At 70.0% G+C, this 16,129-nt stretch carries 14 protein-coding genes; 4 read left to right on the forward strand and 10 right to left on the reverse strand.

Features of this window, described 5'->3' with window-relative positions; all coding sequences use genetic code 11:
- The 3 genes from B551_RS25305 to B551_RS24425 all read right to left on the reverse strand — a co-directional run.
- Positions 1-1,729 (reverse strand): GtrA family protein (locus B551_RS25305; RefSeq protein ID WP_172682497.1); only part of this gene is annotated, 1,729 nt, incomplete at its 3' end.
- 52 nt (positions 1,730-1,781) lie between these two features.
- A complete protein-coding gene (locus B551_RS24420; RefSeq protein ID WP_023265205.1) occupies positions 1,782-3,158 on the reverse strand; it encodes a sigma-54 dependent transcriptional regulator in 1,377 nt (458 codons plus the stop codon).
- A 904-nt stretch (positions 3,159-4,062) separates the two neighbouring features.
- Complete coding sequence (locus B551_RS24425) at positions 4,063-5,013, reverse strand: LysR substrate-binding domain-containing protein (protein WP_023265206.1); 951 nt, start codon at positions 5,011-5,013, stop codon at positions 4,063-4,065.
- A 134-nt stretch (positions 5,014-5,147) separates the two neighbouring features.
- On the opposite strand from B551_RS24425, the gene B551_RS24430 reads away from it, so the two are divergent.
- Complete coding sequence (locus tag B551_RS24430) at positions 5,148-6,428, forward strand: nitrate/nitrite transporter (protein ID WP_006578214.1); 1,281 nt, start codon at positions 5,148-5,150, stop codon at positions 6,426-6,428.
- A 12-nt stretch (positions 6,429-6,440) separates the two neighbouring features.
- Here the strand turns inward: B551_RS24430 and B551_RS24435 are convergent, their stop codons facing one another.
- The 4 genes from B551_RS24435 to hemL form a co-directional block, all read right to left on the reverse strand.
- Positions 6,441-6,974: a TPM domain-containing protein gene (locus B551_RS24435; RefSeq protein ID WP_023265207.1), complete on the reverse strand. Its 534-nt coding sequence runs from the start codon at positions 6,972-6,974 to the stop codon at positions 6,441-6,443.
- Positions 6,975-6,986: 12 nt separating this feature from the next.
- The gene (locus tag B551_RS24440) at positions 6,987-7,808 is read right to left on the reverse strand and encodes a YgcG family protein (RefSeq protein WP_052511478.1); all 822 of its coding nucleotides are present in this window, start codon (positions 7,806-7,808) and stop codon (positions 6,987-6,989) included.
- A gap of 98 nt (positions 7,809-7,906) precedes the next feature.
- Positions 7,907-8,551, reverse strand: coding sequence for a LemA family protein (locus B551_RS24445; RefSeq protein WP_006577066.1), 645 nt, complete (start codon positions 8,549-8,551; stop codon positions 7,907-7,909).
- 119 nt (positions 8,552-8,670) lie between these two features.
- The gene (gene hemL, locus B551_RS24450) at positions 8,671-9,963 is read right to left on the reverse strand and encodes a glutamate-1-semialdehyde 2,1-aminomutase (RefSeq protein WP_023265209.1); all 1,293 of its coding nucleotides are present in this window, start codon (positions 9,961-9,963) and stop codon (positions 8,671-8,673) included.
- Between the two features lie 202 nt (positions 9,964-10,165).
- Between hemL and B551_RS24455 the strand changes: the two genes are divergently transcribed.
- A complete protein-coding gene (locus B551_RS24455; protein WP_006577065.1) occupies positions 10,166-10,336 on the forward strand; it encodes a rubredoxin in 171 nt (56 codons plus the stop codon).
- A gap of 110 nt (positions 10,337-10,446) precedes the next feature.
- Here the strand turns inward: B551_RS24455 and B551_RS24460 are convergent, their stop codons facing one another.
- A complete protein-coding gene (locus B551_RS24460) occupies positions 10,447-10,689 on the reverse strand; it encodes a hypothetical protein (RefSeq protein ID WP_006577064.1) in 243 nt (80 codons plus the stop codon).
- On the reverse strand, positions 10,682-12,118 hold the full coding sequence (locus B551_RS24465; RefSeq protein WP_006577063.1) for an aldehyde dehydrogenase family protein: 1,437 nt from the start codon (positions 12,116-12,118) through the stop codon (positions 10,682-10,684). The genes B551_RS24460 and B551_RS24465 overlap by 8 nt, the downstream gene beginning before the upstream one ends.
- Before the next feature lie 206 nt (positions 12,119-12,324).
- Between B551_RS24465 and ppa the strand changes: the two genes are divergently transcribed.
- On the forward strand, positions 12,325-12,852 hold the full coding sequence (gene ppa / locus B551_RS24470) for an inorganic diphosphatase (protein WP_006577062.1): 528 nt from the start codon (positions 12,325-12,327) through the stop codon (positions 12,850-12,852).
- Between the two features lie 42 nt (positions 12,853-12,894).
- Here the strand turns inward: ppa and B551_RS24475 are convergent, their stop codons facing one another.
- Complete coding sequence (locus tag B551_RS24475) at positions 12,895-14,466, reverse strand: ankyrin repeat domain-containing protein (protein WP_023265212.1); 1,572 nt, start codon at positions 14,464-14,466, stop codon at positions 12,895-12,897.
- 301 nt (positions 14,467-14,767) lie between these two features.
- On the opposite strand from B551_RS24475, the gene B551_RS24480 reads away from it, so the two are divergent.
- On the forward strand, positions 14,768-16,129 hold a 1,362-nt coding region (locus B551_RS24480; protein WP_043442725.1), incomplete at its 3' end, for an ankyrin repeat domain-containing protein.

Here is a 16,129-nt window from a genome sequence, read left to right on the forward strand (position 1 = left end):
ACCAACGCGCGCGCATCGCGCGCCTCGGGCCGGCAGTGCCGGCCGGCATCGCGAACAGCAACGCATAGCAGGGCAGCAGCAGGATCCCGAAGCGCTGGAACAGGAAGGCGGTGCGCATCGCGTAGTGCGGCACGCACAGCCAGATCAGCAGCACGGCGGCGAGGGGCAGCCAGGCGTGCGGCAGATGCCAGCGCGGCCGCAGGCCCATCGCCCACGGCGCCGCCAGCATCAGCAGTGTGGCCAGTGCGAAGGGCAGATGCGTCGACCACGCGCCCCAGGGCGACACCAGCAGCAGCGGCAAGCGCATCCAGTCCCAGCGCCATTCGATGGCCGGCCATGCGTAGTCGAGCGTGGCTTCGAGCCGCTGCGCATGGCCGGCATACAGCAGCGCGAGCAGCGCCAGCACCGCGTAGGGCATCAGCGCGAACAGCAAGCTGCGCGGCGTCGGTGGTGCCGGGGTCGTCGGTCGTGAGCCGTCATGGCGGGCGAATGCGAACAGCACGCTGGCAGCGCCCACCGCGCCGGCGAACAGGAACACCAGCCCATGCGCGACGAACAGCAGCGCGCCGCCGAGCACGATCGCCGCGCCGGTCCGCAGCGTCGGCGTCCGCGCGTGACGCCAGGCGGGCAGCAGGAACAGCAGGCCCAGCGGCACCGCCAGCAGGAAGGTCAGGAAGCCCCATTCATAGGCGAAGCCGAAGAAGCCCGGCACGAACAGCCAGTCGAGCCGCGCATCGGCGCCGACGCGCCGGCGCAGCGCGATACCGGCGCCGACATAGGCCAGGTATGCCGCCGACAGCAGCAGCTTCAGCGCGGCCGTCACCGGCATCCACCACGACAGCGCCAGCCCGGCGCCATAGCCGAGCAGATAGGGCGTGAACGGATTGATGCGCAGCTCGTGCCGCCATGGCGAGGTGCCGGCCAGCAGATCGCGCAGCGCGGCGACCTGGCCGGCATGCTGCGGCAGGTCGATCATCGCGGGATACGGGGCGAGCCAGGGGAGCGTCGCGCCCGCGGCGACCAGCGCGAGCAGCGGGAGCCGATTGGCAATGGCGCGAAGGCCAGCGGCGCGCGTGCGCGTGGGGCGAACGCCTGTTGCCCTCTCCCCCAACCCCTCTCCGGCAAGCGGGAGAGGGGACGCGCGGGGGCCGGCGCCTGCCGAGCCACGACCGGGCGCATGGTGTTCTTCCTCGCCCGTATGGTGTTCTCCCTCTCCCGCTCGCGGGAGAGGGTCGGGGAGAGGGTCGGGGAAAGGGCCGGGGAAAGGGCCGGGGAAAGGGCCGGGCGCTCGCATGGCCGCCGTCGTTCGTCCCTGCATCGTCCGCCTCTGCGGAAACGCCCAATGCCGCGCGCCCAGATACGTCAGCACGGTATAGACAATCATGCCGCCGCATTGCGCGAGCAGGCTGCGCGGTCCCAGCTCGCCGGACAACATCAGTACCATCGCCAGGTTCGCCGCGTAGCCGAGCGCGCAAACGATGCCGAACCGCCACAGGCTGGCGGGCACATCGCCGCGATGCGCGAACGTCCAGCGCCGGTTCAGCGCGTAGCTCCACAGGAAGCCCACCGCATAGCCGGCCGCGTTGGCCGCGGCCGGCTGCCAGTCCAGTCCGCGCAGCGCGAGCCAGATCGCGGCGAAGCCTAGCGCGGAATTGCTGGCGCCGACCAGCAGGTAGCGCAGGCCGGTGTGGCGGACGGCGGCGTGCGGCAGCGGGCTGGCGGATGGCATGCGGGCGGCCTTCGGGCGCGATCGGTCACGGGACGCGATGGTGCGAGGGCGCTCAGCCCTCGCGCACCACCAGTCCGAGGTCCTGCCGGCGTACCTGCAGCTTGTAGTCGCGCATCATCCGGAACAGCGTAACGCGCGATACGCCGAGCTCGGCCGCCACATCGATCAGCCGCTCGTGATGGCGTTGCAGCGCTTCGCGGATCGCGTTGCACTCGGCGGCCTCGCGCACCGCGGCCAGCGTGCAGGGATGCGTCTCGGCGGGCGGCTGCAGGTCGAGATCGGCGGGGCGGATCACGCCGCCCTCGCACATCGCCGCGGCATGGCGGATCCGGTTGATCAGTTCGCGCACATTGCCTGGCCATCGATGCACGGTCAGCGCGCGCATCGCCGAGTTGGAAAAGCCCTTGATGCGGGCCGGCGACTGGCGGCGAATCTCGTTCAGGATGTGTTCGGCCAGCAGCACGATGTCGCCGCCGCGCTCGCGCAGCGCGGGCTGACGGATGCGCAGCACGCACAGCCGGTGATACAGGTCCTGGCGGAAGCGGCCGGCGGTCACGGCGGCCTCGAGGTCGACGTGCGTGGCCGACACGATGCGCGCATCGACGGCGACCGATTCGGTGCCGCCCAACCGCTCGATGCAGCCGGTCTCGAGAAAGCGCAGCAGGCTGGTCTGGCTCTCCAGCGGCATGTCGCCGATCTCGTCGAGAAACAGCGTGCCGCCCTGGGCCAGCTCGATGCGGCCGGGTTTGCGCTTGAGCGCGCCGGTGAACGCGCCGCGCTCGTAGCCGAACAGCTCGGACTGCAGCAGCGCGGGCGGGATCGCCGCGCAGTTCAGCGCGACGAAGGGCTGCGCGGCACGCGCCGAGGCGCGATGAATCGCCTGCGCGGCCAGTTCCTTGCCGGTTCCCGATTCGCCGCCGATCAGCACCGGTGCGTCCCAGCGCGCGACCTTGGTGATGCCGCGGAACAGCGCCTGCATCGCCTCGCATTCGCCGACCATGCCCGATGGACCCAGTGCACGCGCATTGGGCGCCTGGCTGTCCTGGCGCAGTTGCACCATGCCCCAGGCGTGCCCCAGCCGCTGCGCCAGTGTCACCGATTCGAACGGTGCGGTCAGATAGTCGATGAAATACAGCCCCAGCAGCCGGCGGGCGGTCGGGGTCAGCCGGTCGCGGCAGTCGACCATCGCGATCCACGCGACATTGGGCTGCGCGAACCAGGGCTCGAGCGCCTCCAGTTCGATGTCGTCGATCTCGCCGCTCAGGTCGAGCAGGCCGGCGATCGGCTGCTCCTCGAGCGGGTGCGCTTCGACTTCGTGCGCGTTGGCGGCGAACAGCAGCTTCCAGCCACGCTGGCTGAGGAAGCGGCAAAGATTGGCCTCGTGGTGCTGCGATACGAACAGCAGCGGGCGGGTGATGGAGCCGCTCATGATGATTCCCCCGGATTCTTCTTATTGCCGAGGCGGGCGCGGGGAAAGGCCCGCGCCCGCCTCGGTTCCGGCCGGCGCCAAGCCGTCCCAGACAGACGTGCCCGTCGCCGCTCTCCGCTTGCGCGAAGACGCCCATCCCCAACCAGGCAATGAGCAGACCCTCCCATTGCCCGACCGCTGCTTCGAAATGACCAGTGGCCAGTGGCGCATCGCCTGTGTTGTGGCGCCGCGCATGGCGGTCGTGGTGCCGCCTTTATCTGCCCGGCGTTGCGGCGTGCCTTGCATGAGGCCGCACGCGTTTTGTAACGATTCGCTCAGCGATGAGCGTGCCACGCGCCATAAGGCGTTGATTTTTATGACGTTTACTTTCGTGCACTTGTTACATCGACGGGATCTTGTAACACCTTGTATCCGGCATGGAACGAGGCCCGGCCGCGGGGCGATGCACTCCAGTGCATAAGGCGCGAAGGATGAGGCGAACGATTCTTATTCTTCGGTCCGAAAGTAGCGAAAAAGGCAGTTTTCGTCGGACACCTGGCACATGACTTCATCCGCACTGGCAGCGGGGAAGGGTTTTCTCCGATGGGGCAGCAGGTCCGCCAGCCGAGCCAAATGGTTGCAAAACCTTTACAGCACTGCACTACCGGGGAAACGGCGACTCGGAGCGCTGCATGCGCCGCGGCATGGTGGCATCGGCTGGATGGGCGGCGTGCGCATGAGCCGGTGAGGGCGAACTGGTGACACCGGCTGCGCATGTGTGCCACATAAGGGCGCAAGACTCATCCATTTGACGTAAGCGGTGCGCCTACGGCGCCGCGGATCCGCGCCCGGCCGAAGTGTTCCGGCTGTGAAACACGCGACGCGAAAGGGTTACCTGGCTGGCCCCCGCCGATACGCCGCTGTGTCAGTCGAGCGCACTGGCATCGGCATCGGCACCGGCATCGGCATTGCCGTCGGGCAGGCGCGACGCCTCGATCTGCTGGCGCAGCCACGCGTGCATGCGCCGGATCGCGCTTTCGTGCGGATGGCCTTCGCGCCAGATCATCCAGTACTGCAGCGTCGACGGAATCCGCGTGGCGCCAATCTGCACCAGCGCGCCGCTGACCAGGTAGTCGTGCGCCAGCAACGCGCGCGCCGTCGCCACGCCGACGCCGGCGACCGCCGATTGCAGCAGCATGCCGGCATCCTGGAAGATCGGCCCGCGCTCCGGCTCGTGGGTCGGCAGGCCAGCCTGCTCGAGCCAGTCCCGCCAGGAGCGCAGCGCGAAGCGCAGCATCGGCAGGCGCGGCAGGTCCGTCACCGTGAAGCCGGGATAGCGGGCCAGCAGCGCGGGGCTGGCCACCGCGATCACGGTGTCCTCGATCAGCCGGTGGCATTCGAAGCCGGGCAGGTCGACGCGCTGGTGCCAGATGCCGACGTCGACCGAATACGGGTCCGGCGGCGGGATCTCGGCGTGCAGGCGCAGGTGCACGTCTAGCATCGGCATCGCCTCGTACAGGCTCGGCAGCCGCCGGATCAGCCAGGCGTTGGCCAGGTCCGCCATCACGCTGACCTCGAGCCGGACCGCGGGTTGCTCGCCCTCCCCGCCGGCCTCGTTCAGCGCCTGCTGCAGCCCGTCCAGTGCGGCGCGGACCCGTTCGGCCAGCCGCGCGCCGACGCTGGTCGGCAGCATGCGGGCGCCGGCGCGCTGGAACAGCTTGGTGCCCAGGCTCTGCTCCAGCGCGCGCACATGGTGGCTGATCGCGCTGTGCGTCAACGCCAGTTCCTCGGCGGCGCGCGAGAAGCTGCGATGGCGCGCCGCCGCCTCCAGCGCGCGCAGCGCCTGCAGCGGGGGAAGATGCGGAACCTGGGCCATGGGTCGATGGAAGAGACGAGGGAAAAAAAGATGGAGGAAGCGGCACAATCGGACGCGCGCCGTCAAATTCTACTCACAATCCGGGCTGGAATTCTTCGTTGGTGCCGGCACGCCGGAGCGCGGACAATCCGCGCATGACAACCGCAACGCATTCTCCTTCCGGCCTCCCGTCGGGCCTTCCCGCCGCCGCCAGCGCCCTGCGCTGGCGCGTGCTGGCGATCTTCTCGCTCGGCTTCTTCGTTTCCTACGTCTACCGGGGCGTCAATTTCGGCTTCGCGCCGTATCTGTCGCGGGAGTTGGGGCTGTCTGCCGCCGATCTCGGCCTGCTGACCAGTTGCTATTTCCTCGGCTTTGCCTGCGCGCAACTGCCAGCCGGCCTGCTGCTGGACCGCTTCGGCCCGCGCCGTACCGAGGCCGCGCTGCTGCTGGTGGCGGCGGCCGGCACGCTGCTGTTCGCGCTGGGCGAGGGCATGGCGGCGCTGGCGGCCGGGCGCATGCTGATCGGCGTCGGCGTGTCGGTCTGCCTCGGGGCCGCGATCCAGGCACTGTCGATGTGGTTTCCGCTGTCGCGCATGCCGCTGCTGAACGGGTTGGTGATGGCGATCGGCGGTCTCGGCGCGGTGGTCGTCGGTACGCCGCTCGACTGGCTGTTGTCGCTGGTCGACTGGCGCGCGGTCTGCATGGGACTGGGCGGCGTCACGCTGGCGATGGCGCTGCTGCTGTGGTTCGGCGCACCGGAGGCGGTGCGGCCCGGCGCGCGCGAAAGCCTCGGCGCGCAATGGCGCGGCACCGTCGCGATCCTGCGCAGCGCGCCGTTCTGGCGCGTGGTGCCGCTGACGCTGCTGAACCAGGGCGTATTCCTGGCGGTGCAGAGCCTGTGGGTCGGCGCCTTCCTGCGCGATGTCGGCGGCGTCGGGCCGGCGCAGGCGGCGCGGCTGGTTTCGCTGATCGGCTTCGCGATGATGGGCGGCTGCGTGGTAACCGGCTGGGCGGCACGCCATCTGGAGCGGCTCGGCGTCAGCCTCTACGCGTTCGCCGGGGCCGGCATGACGATGTTCATCGTGGTGCAGGCGCTGCTGATGGCCGGCGCGCCGTTGCCGGCCTGGCTGCTGTGGGCCGGCTACGGCGTGTTCGGCTCGACCGGCATCCTGACTTACGCGGTGCTGGCGCGCCAGTTCGACGGCGCGATGATCGGGCGTGCGACCACCGCGCTGACGCTGACGGTATTCCTGGCGATCTTCGTCTGCCAGCTCGGCATCGGCATGGTGCTCGACCTGTGGCCGGCGGTGCAGGGCCGCTATCCGGTGCGCGCCCATCTGGCGGCATGGGCCGTGCTGGTCGGCTTGCAGGTGCTGGCGGCGATCTGGTACTGGATGGGCGCGCGGCGGTATCGCGGCGCGGCCGCGGCGGCCTAGCGTAGCGCCGCGCTACAGCACGATCGGGCGGTCGTCGAGCTCGTTCGGATTGCCGTCGCCGTGCTGGGGAAAGTGCCGGGCCAGCAGCGCGTGGACCTGCGCCACGGTGGCCAATACCGGCTCGATCGACAGGTCGGTGGCGAGGCCGTGCGCCAGCGACTGGCACAGCGCGGCCCAGGTCTCGTGGTCCACGCGCGCATCGATACCGCGGTCGGCCAGCAGCTCGACCGCATGATCGGCCAGGTTGATATAGAGCAGCACGCCGGTGTGGTCGGCGGTGTCCCAGACCTCGAGCGCGGCGAACAGCGCGCGGGCGCGCTCGCGCGGCGTCACGCCGGCCCAGGCCTGCGCCGCCGGCAGGCTCGACTCGATCACCACGCGCACTTCGCCGCGATGCTGGCGTTCGCCGTCGCGCACCGCGCGTTGCAGCCGCGACAAGGCATCGGGCGGGAAGTGCCGGTGCGCGAACGAGACCGGGGTCAGCGCATGGCGCAGCGCGCGCCGCAGGCCGCGCGAGGGGGAGGGTGAGCGGGAAGGGGTGGGCATGATGTCGTTCCCTTACCAGTTGCCGGAGGCGCCGCCCCCATCGAAGCCGCCGCCGCCTCCACCGCCGAAGCCGCCACCGCCACCAAAACCACCACCACCGAAGCCGCCGCCGCCATGATGGCGGCCCCAGCCGCCACCGAGGCCACCGAGGCCGCCGAGTCCCCCCAGCGTGCCGGCAGCCGTATCCCAGCCGCGCCGGCCGACGACGATCTGGCGCCGGCGTCCGCGCGTCGCCGAGAACAGGAAGAAGGCGATGATCAGCAGCGGAAACAGCACCGGCAGCCAGTCGTCCAGTCCGCTCTGCCGAGCCTGCTTGCGCGCCTGCGGCCCGGGCAAGCCTTCCTTGTCGATGGTCGCCTGGATCGCCGAGATGCCGGCCGCCAGGCCGCCATAGAAATCGTTCTGGCGGAAATGCGGCGCCATGATGTCCTGCAGGATCCGTTTGGACATCGCATCGGTCAGCGAGCCCTGCACGCCGCGGCCGACTTCGAGCCGCATCTTGCGCAGCCCGGGCGGATTGTCCTTGGCGATCAGCACGATCACGCCATCGTCGATGCCCTGGCGGCCGGCACGCCAGGCGTCGGCCACGCGGATGCCGTAGGCGTCGATCGTTTCCGGATCGGTGGTCGGCACCATCAGCACGAAGATCTGGCTGCCGCGCGTGCGCTCGTATTCGCCCAGCACGTTTTCCAGCGCGCTGCGCTGCGCGGGCGCCAGCGTGCCGGTCAGGTCGGTGACGCGCTGGGTCAGCGGCGGCACGGCGACGAAGCCGTCGGCCTGCGCCTGTGCCTGCGCCGCGCCGGCCACGCCGAGCAGCATCGCCAGCGCGAGCATCGGCGCAAGCACCGGCACCAGCATCGGCATCAGCATCGACGCCGGCGCTGCGCGCAGCCATCGCCGGAGTCCTGCGGCGAAGATCATCGGCACGAGGATCAGAACTTGACCGCGGGCGGGGTCGAGATCGCCTTCTCGTTCTCGACGGTGAACGAGGGCTTGACCTCGTAGTTGAAGATCATCGCGGTCAGATTGGTTGGGAAGCTGCGGGCCAGCACGTTGTAGTCGCGCACCGCGGCGATATAGCGCTGGCGCGCGACCGTGATGCGGTTCTCCGTTCCTTCCAGCTGCGATTGCAGGTCGCGGAAGGCGGCGTCGGCCTTGAGCTGCGGATAGTTCTCGGCGACCGCCAGCAGCCGCGACAGCGCGCCGCTCAGTTCGCCCTGCGCCTGCTGGAAGCGCTGGAAGGCCTGCGGGTCGTTCAGCGTCTCCGGCGTGACCTGGATGCTGGTGGCGGTGGCGCGCGCGCGGGTCACGGCCTCGAGCGTCTCGCGCTCATGCGAGGCGTAGCCCTTGACGGTATTGACCAGGTTCGGAATCAGGTCGGCGCGGCGCTGGTACTGGTTGACGACCTCGCCCCAGGCCGCCTTGATGGCTTCGTCCTTGGCCTGGAAGTCGTTGTAGCCGCAGGCGCTCAGCAGGCTCGCCAGCCAGGCCAGCAGCAGCCAGCGCAGCGGCCGCAGCGACGACAGGGAGAATCGCGACGAAGCGAAGGTCGGCGACGAAGAAAGGAAGGCGCGCATCGGAAAACTCCGTGGATCATCGGAACGCCAGCAGTGTAGCGCACCAGCCGCTTGATGCATCCACGGAGCGGGCCCTTGCGCAGGGCCCTTGCGCAGGGCCCCTCGGGAAGACCGCGGCCTTACAGCGCGGCGAACGCCCGGCGCGCGGCCTCGAAGGTTGCCTCGAGGATCGCGTCGTCGTGCTGCGCGCCGACGAAGCCCGCCTCGAAGGCGGACGGCGCCAGGTAGACGCCGTTGTCGAGCATCGCGTGGAAGAAGCGGTTGAAGCGCGCGGTATCGCATTGCGTGACCTCGGCAAAGCTGGCCGGCACGCCCTCGCGGAAATACAGGCCGAACATGCCGCCGACCGAATCCGCGGCGAACGGCACGCCCGCGGCGCGCGCGGCCTCTAGCAGGCCATCGGCAAGCTTGCGGGTTTGCGCGGCGAGCCGGTCGTGGAAGCCCGGCGCCTGGATCAGCTTCAGCGTCGCCATGCCGGCCGCCACCGCCAGCGGGTTGCCCGACAGCGTGCCGGCCTGGTAGACGCCGCCCAGCGGCGCCAGTTTGGCCATGATGTCGCGGCGGCCGCCGAAGGCCGCCGCCGGCATGCCGCCGCCGATCACCTTGCCCAGGCACGTCATGTCGGGCGTGATGCCGTAGTGCGCCTGCGCGCCGCCCAGCGCGACGCGAAAGCCCGTCATGACCTCGTCGAAGATCAGCACGGCCCCATCGGCGCTGCACAGCTTGCGCATCGCCTGCAGGAAGGCATCGCTGGCGCGCACCAGGTTCATGTTGCCGGCCACCGGCTCGACGATCACCGCGGCGATCTCGCCGGCGTGGGTGGCGAAGGCCTGTTCCAGCTGCTCGACGTTGTTGTACTCGAGCACCATCGTGTGGCGCGTGACGTCCGCCGGCACGCCGGCCGACGACGGCGCGTTCTGCGTGGTGTCGGCGAAGGTCAGCAGGCCCGAGCCGGCCTTGACCAGCAGGCTGTCGGCATGGCCGTGATAGCAGCCTTCGAACTTGATGATCAGATCGCGCCCGGTGAAGCCGCGCGCCAGCCGCAGCGCGCTCATGGTTGCCTCGGTGCCCGACGACACCAGCCGCACCTGCTCGATCGACGGCACCAGCTTGCAGATTTCCTCGGCCATCTCGATCTCGGCCTCGGTCGGCGCGCCGAACGAGAAGCTGCCGGCGGCGACCTGCTGCACGGCCCGGACCACGTCCGGATGGGCGTGGCCGACGATCATCGGGCCCCACGAGCCGATGTAGTCGATATAGCGCTGGCCGTCCGCATCCCACATATAGGGACCTTCGGCGCGCTGGATGAAGCGTGGCGTGCCGCCGACCGAGCGGAACGCCCGCACCGGCGAATTGACGCCGCCGGGAATGGTCTGCTGGGCGCGGTCGAAAAGCTGCTGGTTTCGTGACATGTCGTGATCTGCCTGGAGGAGGAGGGGCGGCGCTGCCGGGGACGGATGCGGGCGGACGCCAATTCGCGCGAACCGTATGCGATCGGCCGCAATCCGCGTCAATCGCCATCGATATCGGCGCCAAATACCGGGATGCCGGTGGCGCGCCGCGCGTCGATTCGGTACCATCTGCGCTGAATTTTAATCGAGACGTCACCACCCTATGGAATACAAGACCTGGATGTGCCTGATTTGCGGATGGATCTACGATGAAGCCGCCGGCGCGCCCGAAGACGGCATCCCGCCCGGAACCAAGTGGGAGGATGTGCCGATCAACTGGACCTGCCCGGAATGCGGCGCCCGCAAGGAAGACTTCGAGATGGTGGCGATCTGAGGGAAGCTCGACGTTCCCGCCCTTGATATTCGTCCGGTATTACGCACGGATCCCCGCACAAGAAACCAGCCGACGGCGGCCATCGCCGCCACCGTCCGGCCGCGGCCAGCCTAGCCCGAGAACGGCCCGCGCCCCCGCAGCGCATTGGCCACCATCATCAGCGCCAGCAGGAACGGCAGCGCCACATACAGGCACCAGTGGACCCGGTCGCCGATCGTTTCGCCCCATTTGCGCTTGAACACCTGCAGCCGCGGCATGCCAGACGGATTGGTGGCGCGCTTGTGGTTGACGTGCCAGGCCATCCAGAAAAAAAAGATGGCGAAGGCGACCGAGAGGAAATTGATATTACCCATGGTGGATGGCGATGGTTTTGAGGGTGGTGAAGCCGTATAGCGCCTCGAAACCCTTTTCGCGCCCGTGGCCCGACTGTCCGGAGCCGCCGAACGGCAATTCGACGCCGCCGCCGGCGCCATAGTTGTTGATGAAGACCTGGCCCGCGCGCACCTTGCGGGCCAGCCGCAACTGGCGCGCGCCGTCGCGCGTCCAGATGCCGGCGACCAGCCCATAGGGCGTGCCGTTGGCCAGCGCGATCGCGTCCTGCTCGTCGTCGAAGGGCATCGCCGCCAGCAGCGGGCCGAACACCTCTTCCTGCGCCAGCCGGTGCGTCGCCGGCACGTCGCGCAGCAGCATCGGCACCTGGTAGTAGCCGGTTTCCGGCGCGTCGGCGACGATCTGGCCCTGCGCCATCACCGGAATGCCGGCGTGCTGCGCGTCGGAGACGAAGTCCCAGACCCGCTGCTGCTGCTTGCGGCTGATCAGCGGTCCGCATTCGAGGTCCTGCTCGGCGGGGCCGACCCGCAGCGACTCGAACACCATCGCCAGCCGGTCCAGCAGCGCGTCGTACAGCGGCCGCTCGACCAGCAGCCGGCTGCCGGCCGAGCAGGTCTGCCCGGCGTTCTGCACGATGCCGCGCACCACGACCGGCACCAGCGCATCGACATCGGCGTCCGCGAACACGATCTGCGGCGACTTGCCGCCCAGCTCGAGCGTGACCGGCACATGGTTCTCGGCGGCCATCTGCGCGACCATCCTGCCGGTCTGCGGCGAGCCGGTGAACGACAGGTGGTCGATGCCGGGATGGCGCGCCAGCGCCGCGCCGGCCTCGTGCCCATAGCCCGTCACGACGTTCAGCGCGCCCTCGGGCAGCCCCACCTCGGCGGCCAGTTCCGCCACGCGCAGCAGCGACAGGCAGGCGTCCTCGGCGGGCTTGACCACGCTGGCGTTGCCGGCGGCCAGCGCCGCGCCGACGCTGCGGCCGAAGATCTGCAGCGGATAGTTCCACGGCACGATATGGCCGGTGACGCCATGCGGCTCGCGCACGGTCAGCACCGTATAGCCGTTCTGATACGGGATGGTCTGGCCGTGCAGCTTGTCGGCCGCGCCGGCGTAGAACTCGAAATAGCGGGCGATCGCGCGGGCATCGGCGTGCGCCTGGCTCAGCGGCTTGCCGGTGTCGCGCGCCTCGAGCGCGGCCAGTTCGGCCTCGTGCTCGGCGAGCTTGCGCGCCAGGTCGGTCAGCAGCCGGCCGCGCTCGGCGGCGGCCAACGCGCCCCAGACGCCATCGAAGGCCTGGCGCGCGGCATAGACCGCGGCGTTGATATCGGTCGCGTTGCCGCGCGCGATCTCGGCGAAGGGCGCGCCGGTGGAGGGGTCGAACACCTTGATGCGCATGCCGGAATCCGGCGCCATCAGGCGGTTGGCAACGAAGTGCTGGGCGTGCATCGTCATGCTCCGGCTGAAATTCCAAGCCGGCATTATCGCCCAGCCGGACCGGGTGACCGCAACGCACGGCGCCGGCACAGGCCTGCGCAGGCCGGTTGCCGCGTGTCGTCCGCCTGTCGGTTCCGGGTCAGACCGAGCCGCTATAATGCCGGCCATCGTCAAACCTTGGCCAAATACCGGCCGAACACAGGCATCTGGAGAACCGCATGAGCTTCAATCTCGTCCCGCCGGGCAAGGACATCCCGAACGACTTCAACGTGATCATCGAGATCTCGGCCCAGAGCGATCCGGTCAAGTACGAGGCCGACAAGGAAACCGGCCTGCTGTTCGTCGACCGCTTCATCGGCACCGGCATGCGCTATCCGGCCAACTACGGCTTCATTCCGCAGACGCTGTCGGGCGACGGCGACCCGGTCGACGTGCTGGTGATCACCCCGTTCCCGATCCTGGCCGGCGCCGTGGTGCGCTGCCGCGCGCTGGGCATGCTGAAGATGACCGACGAAGCCGGCGTTGACGCCAAGCTGGTGGCGGTGCCGGTCGACAAGCTGTCGCCGGCCACGGCCTACATGAAGGGCCTGTCGGACGTGCCGCAGAACACGCTGGACCAGATCAAGCACTTCTTCGAGAACTACAAGGCGCTCGAGGCCGGCAAGTGGGTCAAGGTCGAGGGCTGGGGCGGCATCGAGGAAGCGCACAAGGAAATCACCGACGGCGTGGCCAACTACAAGAAGTAAGCCTCGTCTGTCCGGGCTGCGCGCTCCCCCGGCGCGCAGCGATCAGAACCATTGCCGCAGGCGCCGCAGCGCCGGCGGCAGACGCGGCACCGGCCTCGCCTTCGAGGTCAGGTCCGCGGCAGCGGCCGCCGTTGCGACCCGCTGCTCCGCCTTCCCTTTCATTCCTTCCCCTGCCGTTGTCCCGTGGGCGCCCATCGCGGCGGCGTTGACCGCGGCATGGACTCCGGCGTGCACGGCCGGCACCGTCTGCGCCAGCGCGGCCCGCAGCGGCGTACCGCAGGCTTGCGCGACCGCGGTCTCGCCGACCATCCCGCCTTGCTGCAACTGCCGGCGCTCGTCCGCGTCGAGCCACAGGCCGGCGTCGAGGAAGGCCCGCATCGCATCGACCCGTCCCGCCCTGCAGGCCTCGAAGATCGGCCGCTCACCCGCGCCGTTGCGCGCCTGCGGGTCCGCGCCGCGCGACAGCAGCAGCGACACCGTCGCTGCATGGCCCGAGGCGGCGGCCGCATGCAGCGGCGTGCGTTGCTGCCGGTCGCGCTCGGCCAGGCTCGCGCCCTGTTCGAGCAGCCAGCCGATCGCCGCGCGGTTGCCGTGATAGGCGGCCTCGTTCAGCGCGCTGCGCCCATTGTCGTCGCGCGCCAAGGGGTCGGCGCCCTGGATCTTCAGCCACGCCAGCAGCGTGCGCGTGCGTTCGCCATGGTCCTCGTGCGTGGCCAGCTGCATCGGCAGGCGGCCGGCCTCGGTCCGCCTGTGCGGATCGGCGCCAAGCTTCAACAGCGATACCGCGAGCGCGAATTCGTGATGCTCGCAGGCGAGATGGAAGGCGTTGCGGCCGTCGGGGCCGGCACGGTCGACAAAGGCGCGGCGCTCGCCTTGCGGCACGGTCTGCACGACCGCCTGAACCACATCGAGCCGGCCCTCGCGGCAGGCCTGCAGCCAGCCCTGATGCAGCCCCGCATCGACCACGCCGGCATGGCGCTCGCCACGCAGCCGCGCCACCGCCTGCGCAATGCGCGCCTGCTGCTCGACCGTGGGCAGGTTCAAGGCGTCGAGCTGTTCCTTCAGCTCGCACAGCATCGCTTCGAGCGCGCTCCATTCGTGCTCGAGATCCGCGCGCAACGCCGCCCACCGCTGCGGCGGCCCGAAGGCGAAGCGCCGGTGCACGGCCATCTCGTCGTCCAGACGTTGGCCAAAGCGCGCGACCCGGCGCGCCAGTTCGCCGGCGTCGAGCGGGACGAAGCCACTGCCGTCCTCGGCCACGACCTGCGCGGTCTTCGTATCGGGCATGCGCGCCTCGATGGTTTCGCGATAGCGGGCTGCGATCGTCGCGGCCAGCGCGTCCAGCTCGGTGAGATAGTGCTGCGTCAAAGCCTGCTGCGCCTGCTGCGTGCCGATGGCCCGTTCGGCGGTCCTTTCGGCGGCCTCGGTCTCGGCCTCGGCATCGCGCAGCAGCGTCAACTGAAGATGCAGCACCTGTGAGCGCCGGCTCAGCCATCGCTCCAGTTCCTCGATCGGTGACACCACCGGATGGTGGGCGATGGCGGCCCGCGCCATCTGCTGCGTCAGCGCGTCGGCGCGCGCGCTCAGGGCGTTGTGAGCGGATATGGACAGCATGGCGATCTCCGGCTGAGACGGGCGCAATACGGAGGTGCAATACGGGCGCGCAAGTTGGGCGCGCAATACGGGCGCGCATTACGGTTGCGCATTCCGGGCGACCCGCGCAGGGGCGACCGAATGGGGTCCGAATCTAACGGCCCCGGTTTGCCGCCCTGTCGGAATTGGCATCGTCTCTGTCGCGAATGGTCAGTGCCAACTGGTTGGCGGCGATGGCATCGCCTACCGTTCGCTGCGCCGCCGGTGTCCGCCGTCCGGTGGAGCGAACGACAAACGGAGCGGGTCCGGGAGGTCCATCGCCATGTTGAGCACCGTCGGCACACGTATCGGCACGCTGGTCCAGCTCGGGGCCGGCCTGGCGCGAGACATCGAGCGCGAGATTCAGAACAACCTGCAGCGCAACGGCCAGCGCGACCCCGGGTGCGACCCCGGGCGCGACATCGAGCCGCAAGCGCTGCGCGAAGCCGTCTTCGCCGGCGACCGGCGGCGGGTCAAGGATCTGCTGGCCGGCAGGCCCGCGTTGGCACGCACCGCCGACGACGAAGGGGACGCGCCGCTGCACTGGGCCGTGCGCGCCGCGGCGCGCCACGACGCCGACGATTGGCGCGTGATCGTGACCTGCCTGCTGGAGGCGGGCGCCGATGGCACGGCCAGGAACCGGCAGGGCTTGACGCCGCTCGACCTCGCCGCGCAGGTGCCGTACGACCCGGCCGTGCTGGGCGTGCTGCGGGCCGGCGGTCTGCGTGCGGCGCAGCGCATCGCCACCGGCGTCAGCGATGCCACCGACGCTGCCGACGCCGAGGGCCGCATCGGCGAGGGCGGCGCCGCCGACCGCGACAGCATGACGGTCCAGCAAGGCTTGCAAGGCATCGCGGCCATGCTGCGCGCGCAAGTACCACCGGCGGGTGGCGAGGCGCGGCTGCTGCGCAAGCTGTCCGCGCTGTATCGGGACGCCGATGCCGACTGCGCCAAGGCCTGCCTGTCCTGCCTGCGCCTGCTGCTGCAGCGGTACCCGGCGCTGGACCAGACCCGCCGCGACGACATGGTCGCGTTGTACGAGGCGCTGGTGCGCGTGTGGATGCGCGGCAGCCATTGGAAGGAGGGCTTTTGCTACGCACATCATGCACGGCGCCTGCTGCCCGCCGGCGGGCGCGGTGGCGCGGTACTCGATGCGGCGATCGATCGGCTCGAAGCGGCGATGGTGCGCGAGCATCTGTCGCAGTGGGCGCCGCGGGCGCAGGTGCTGCTGCGCGCCGCGCTGTTCGATCTCGGCACGCAGTGCGTGTCGAAAGCCTCGCCATTGCGCATGCTCGAGCGCGCGCATTGTCTGTTCCAGGCGCTCGCGCGCATGGAATCGCTGATGGCCGTGCACGGCATGGCGCTCGCGCCGGAGGAGGACCCGCGCGAGGCCCTGCCGACACGCCAACTGTCCGACGCGATCGCCACGGCGCTGGACAGCCTGCGCCGGACCGCCAAAGGCGCCGCCGAATTCATCGAGGTCGCGCAGCGTGTGCTGCTGCTGGCGGAATCGGCCGGCGCGATCGGCCTGCAGGCGCATGGCGCGGCATGGTGCGACAGCGTGGTGCGCAACGTCGTGCAGGAGGAGTGCGTAGCCGCGCTCAAGAGCTACGACTGCGGCGCGCATCGGCGGATGGCGCAGACC

Source organism: Cupriavidus sp. HPC(L) (assembly GCF_000307735.3).
Lineage (GTDB): Bacteria > Pseudomonadota > Gammaproteobacteria > Burkholderiales > Burkholderiaceae > Cupriavidus.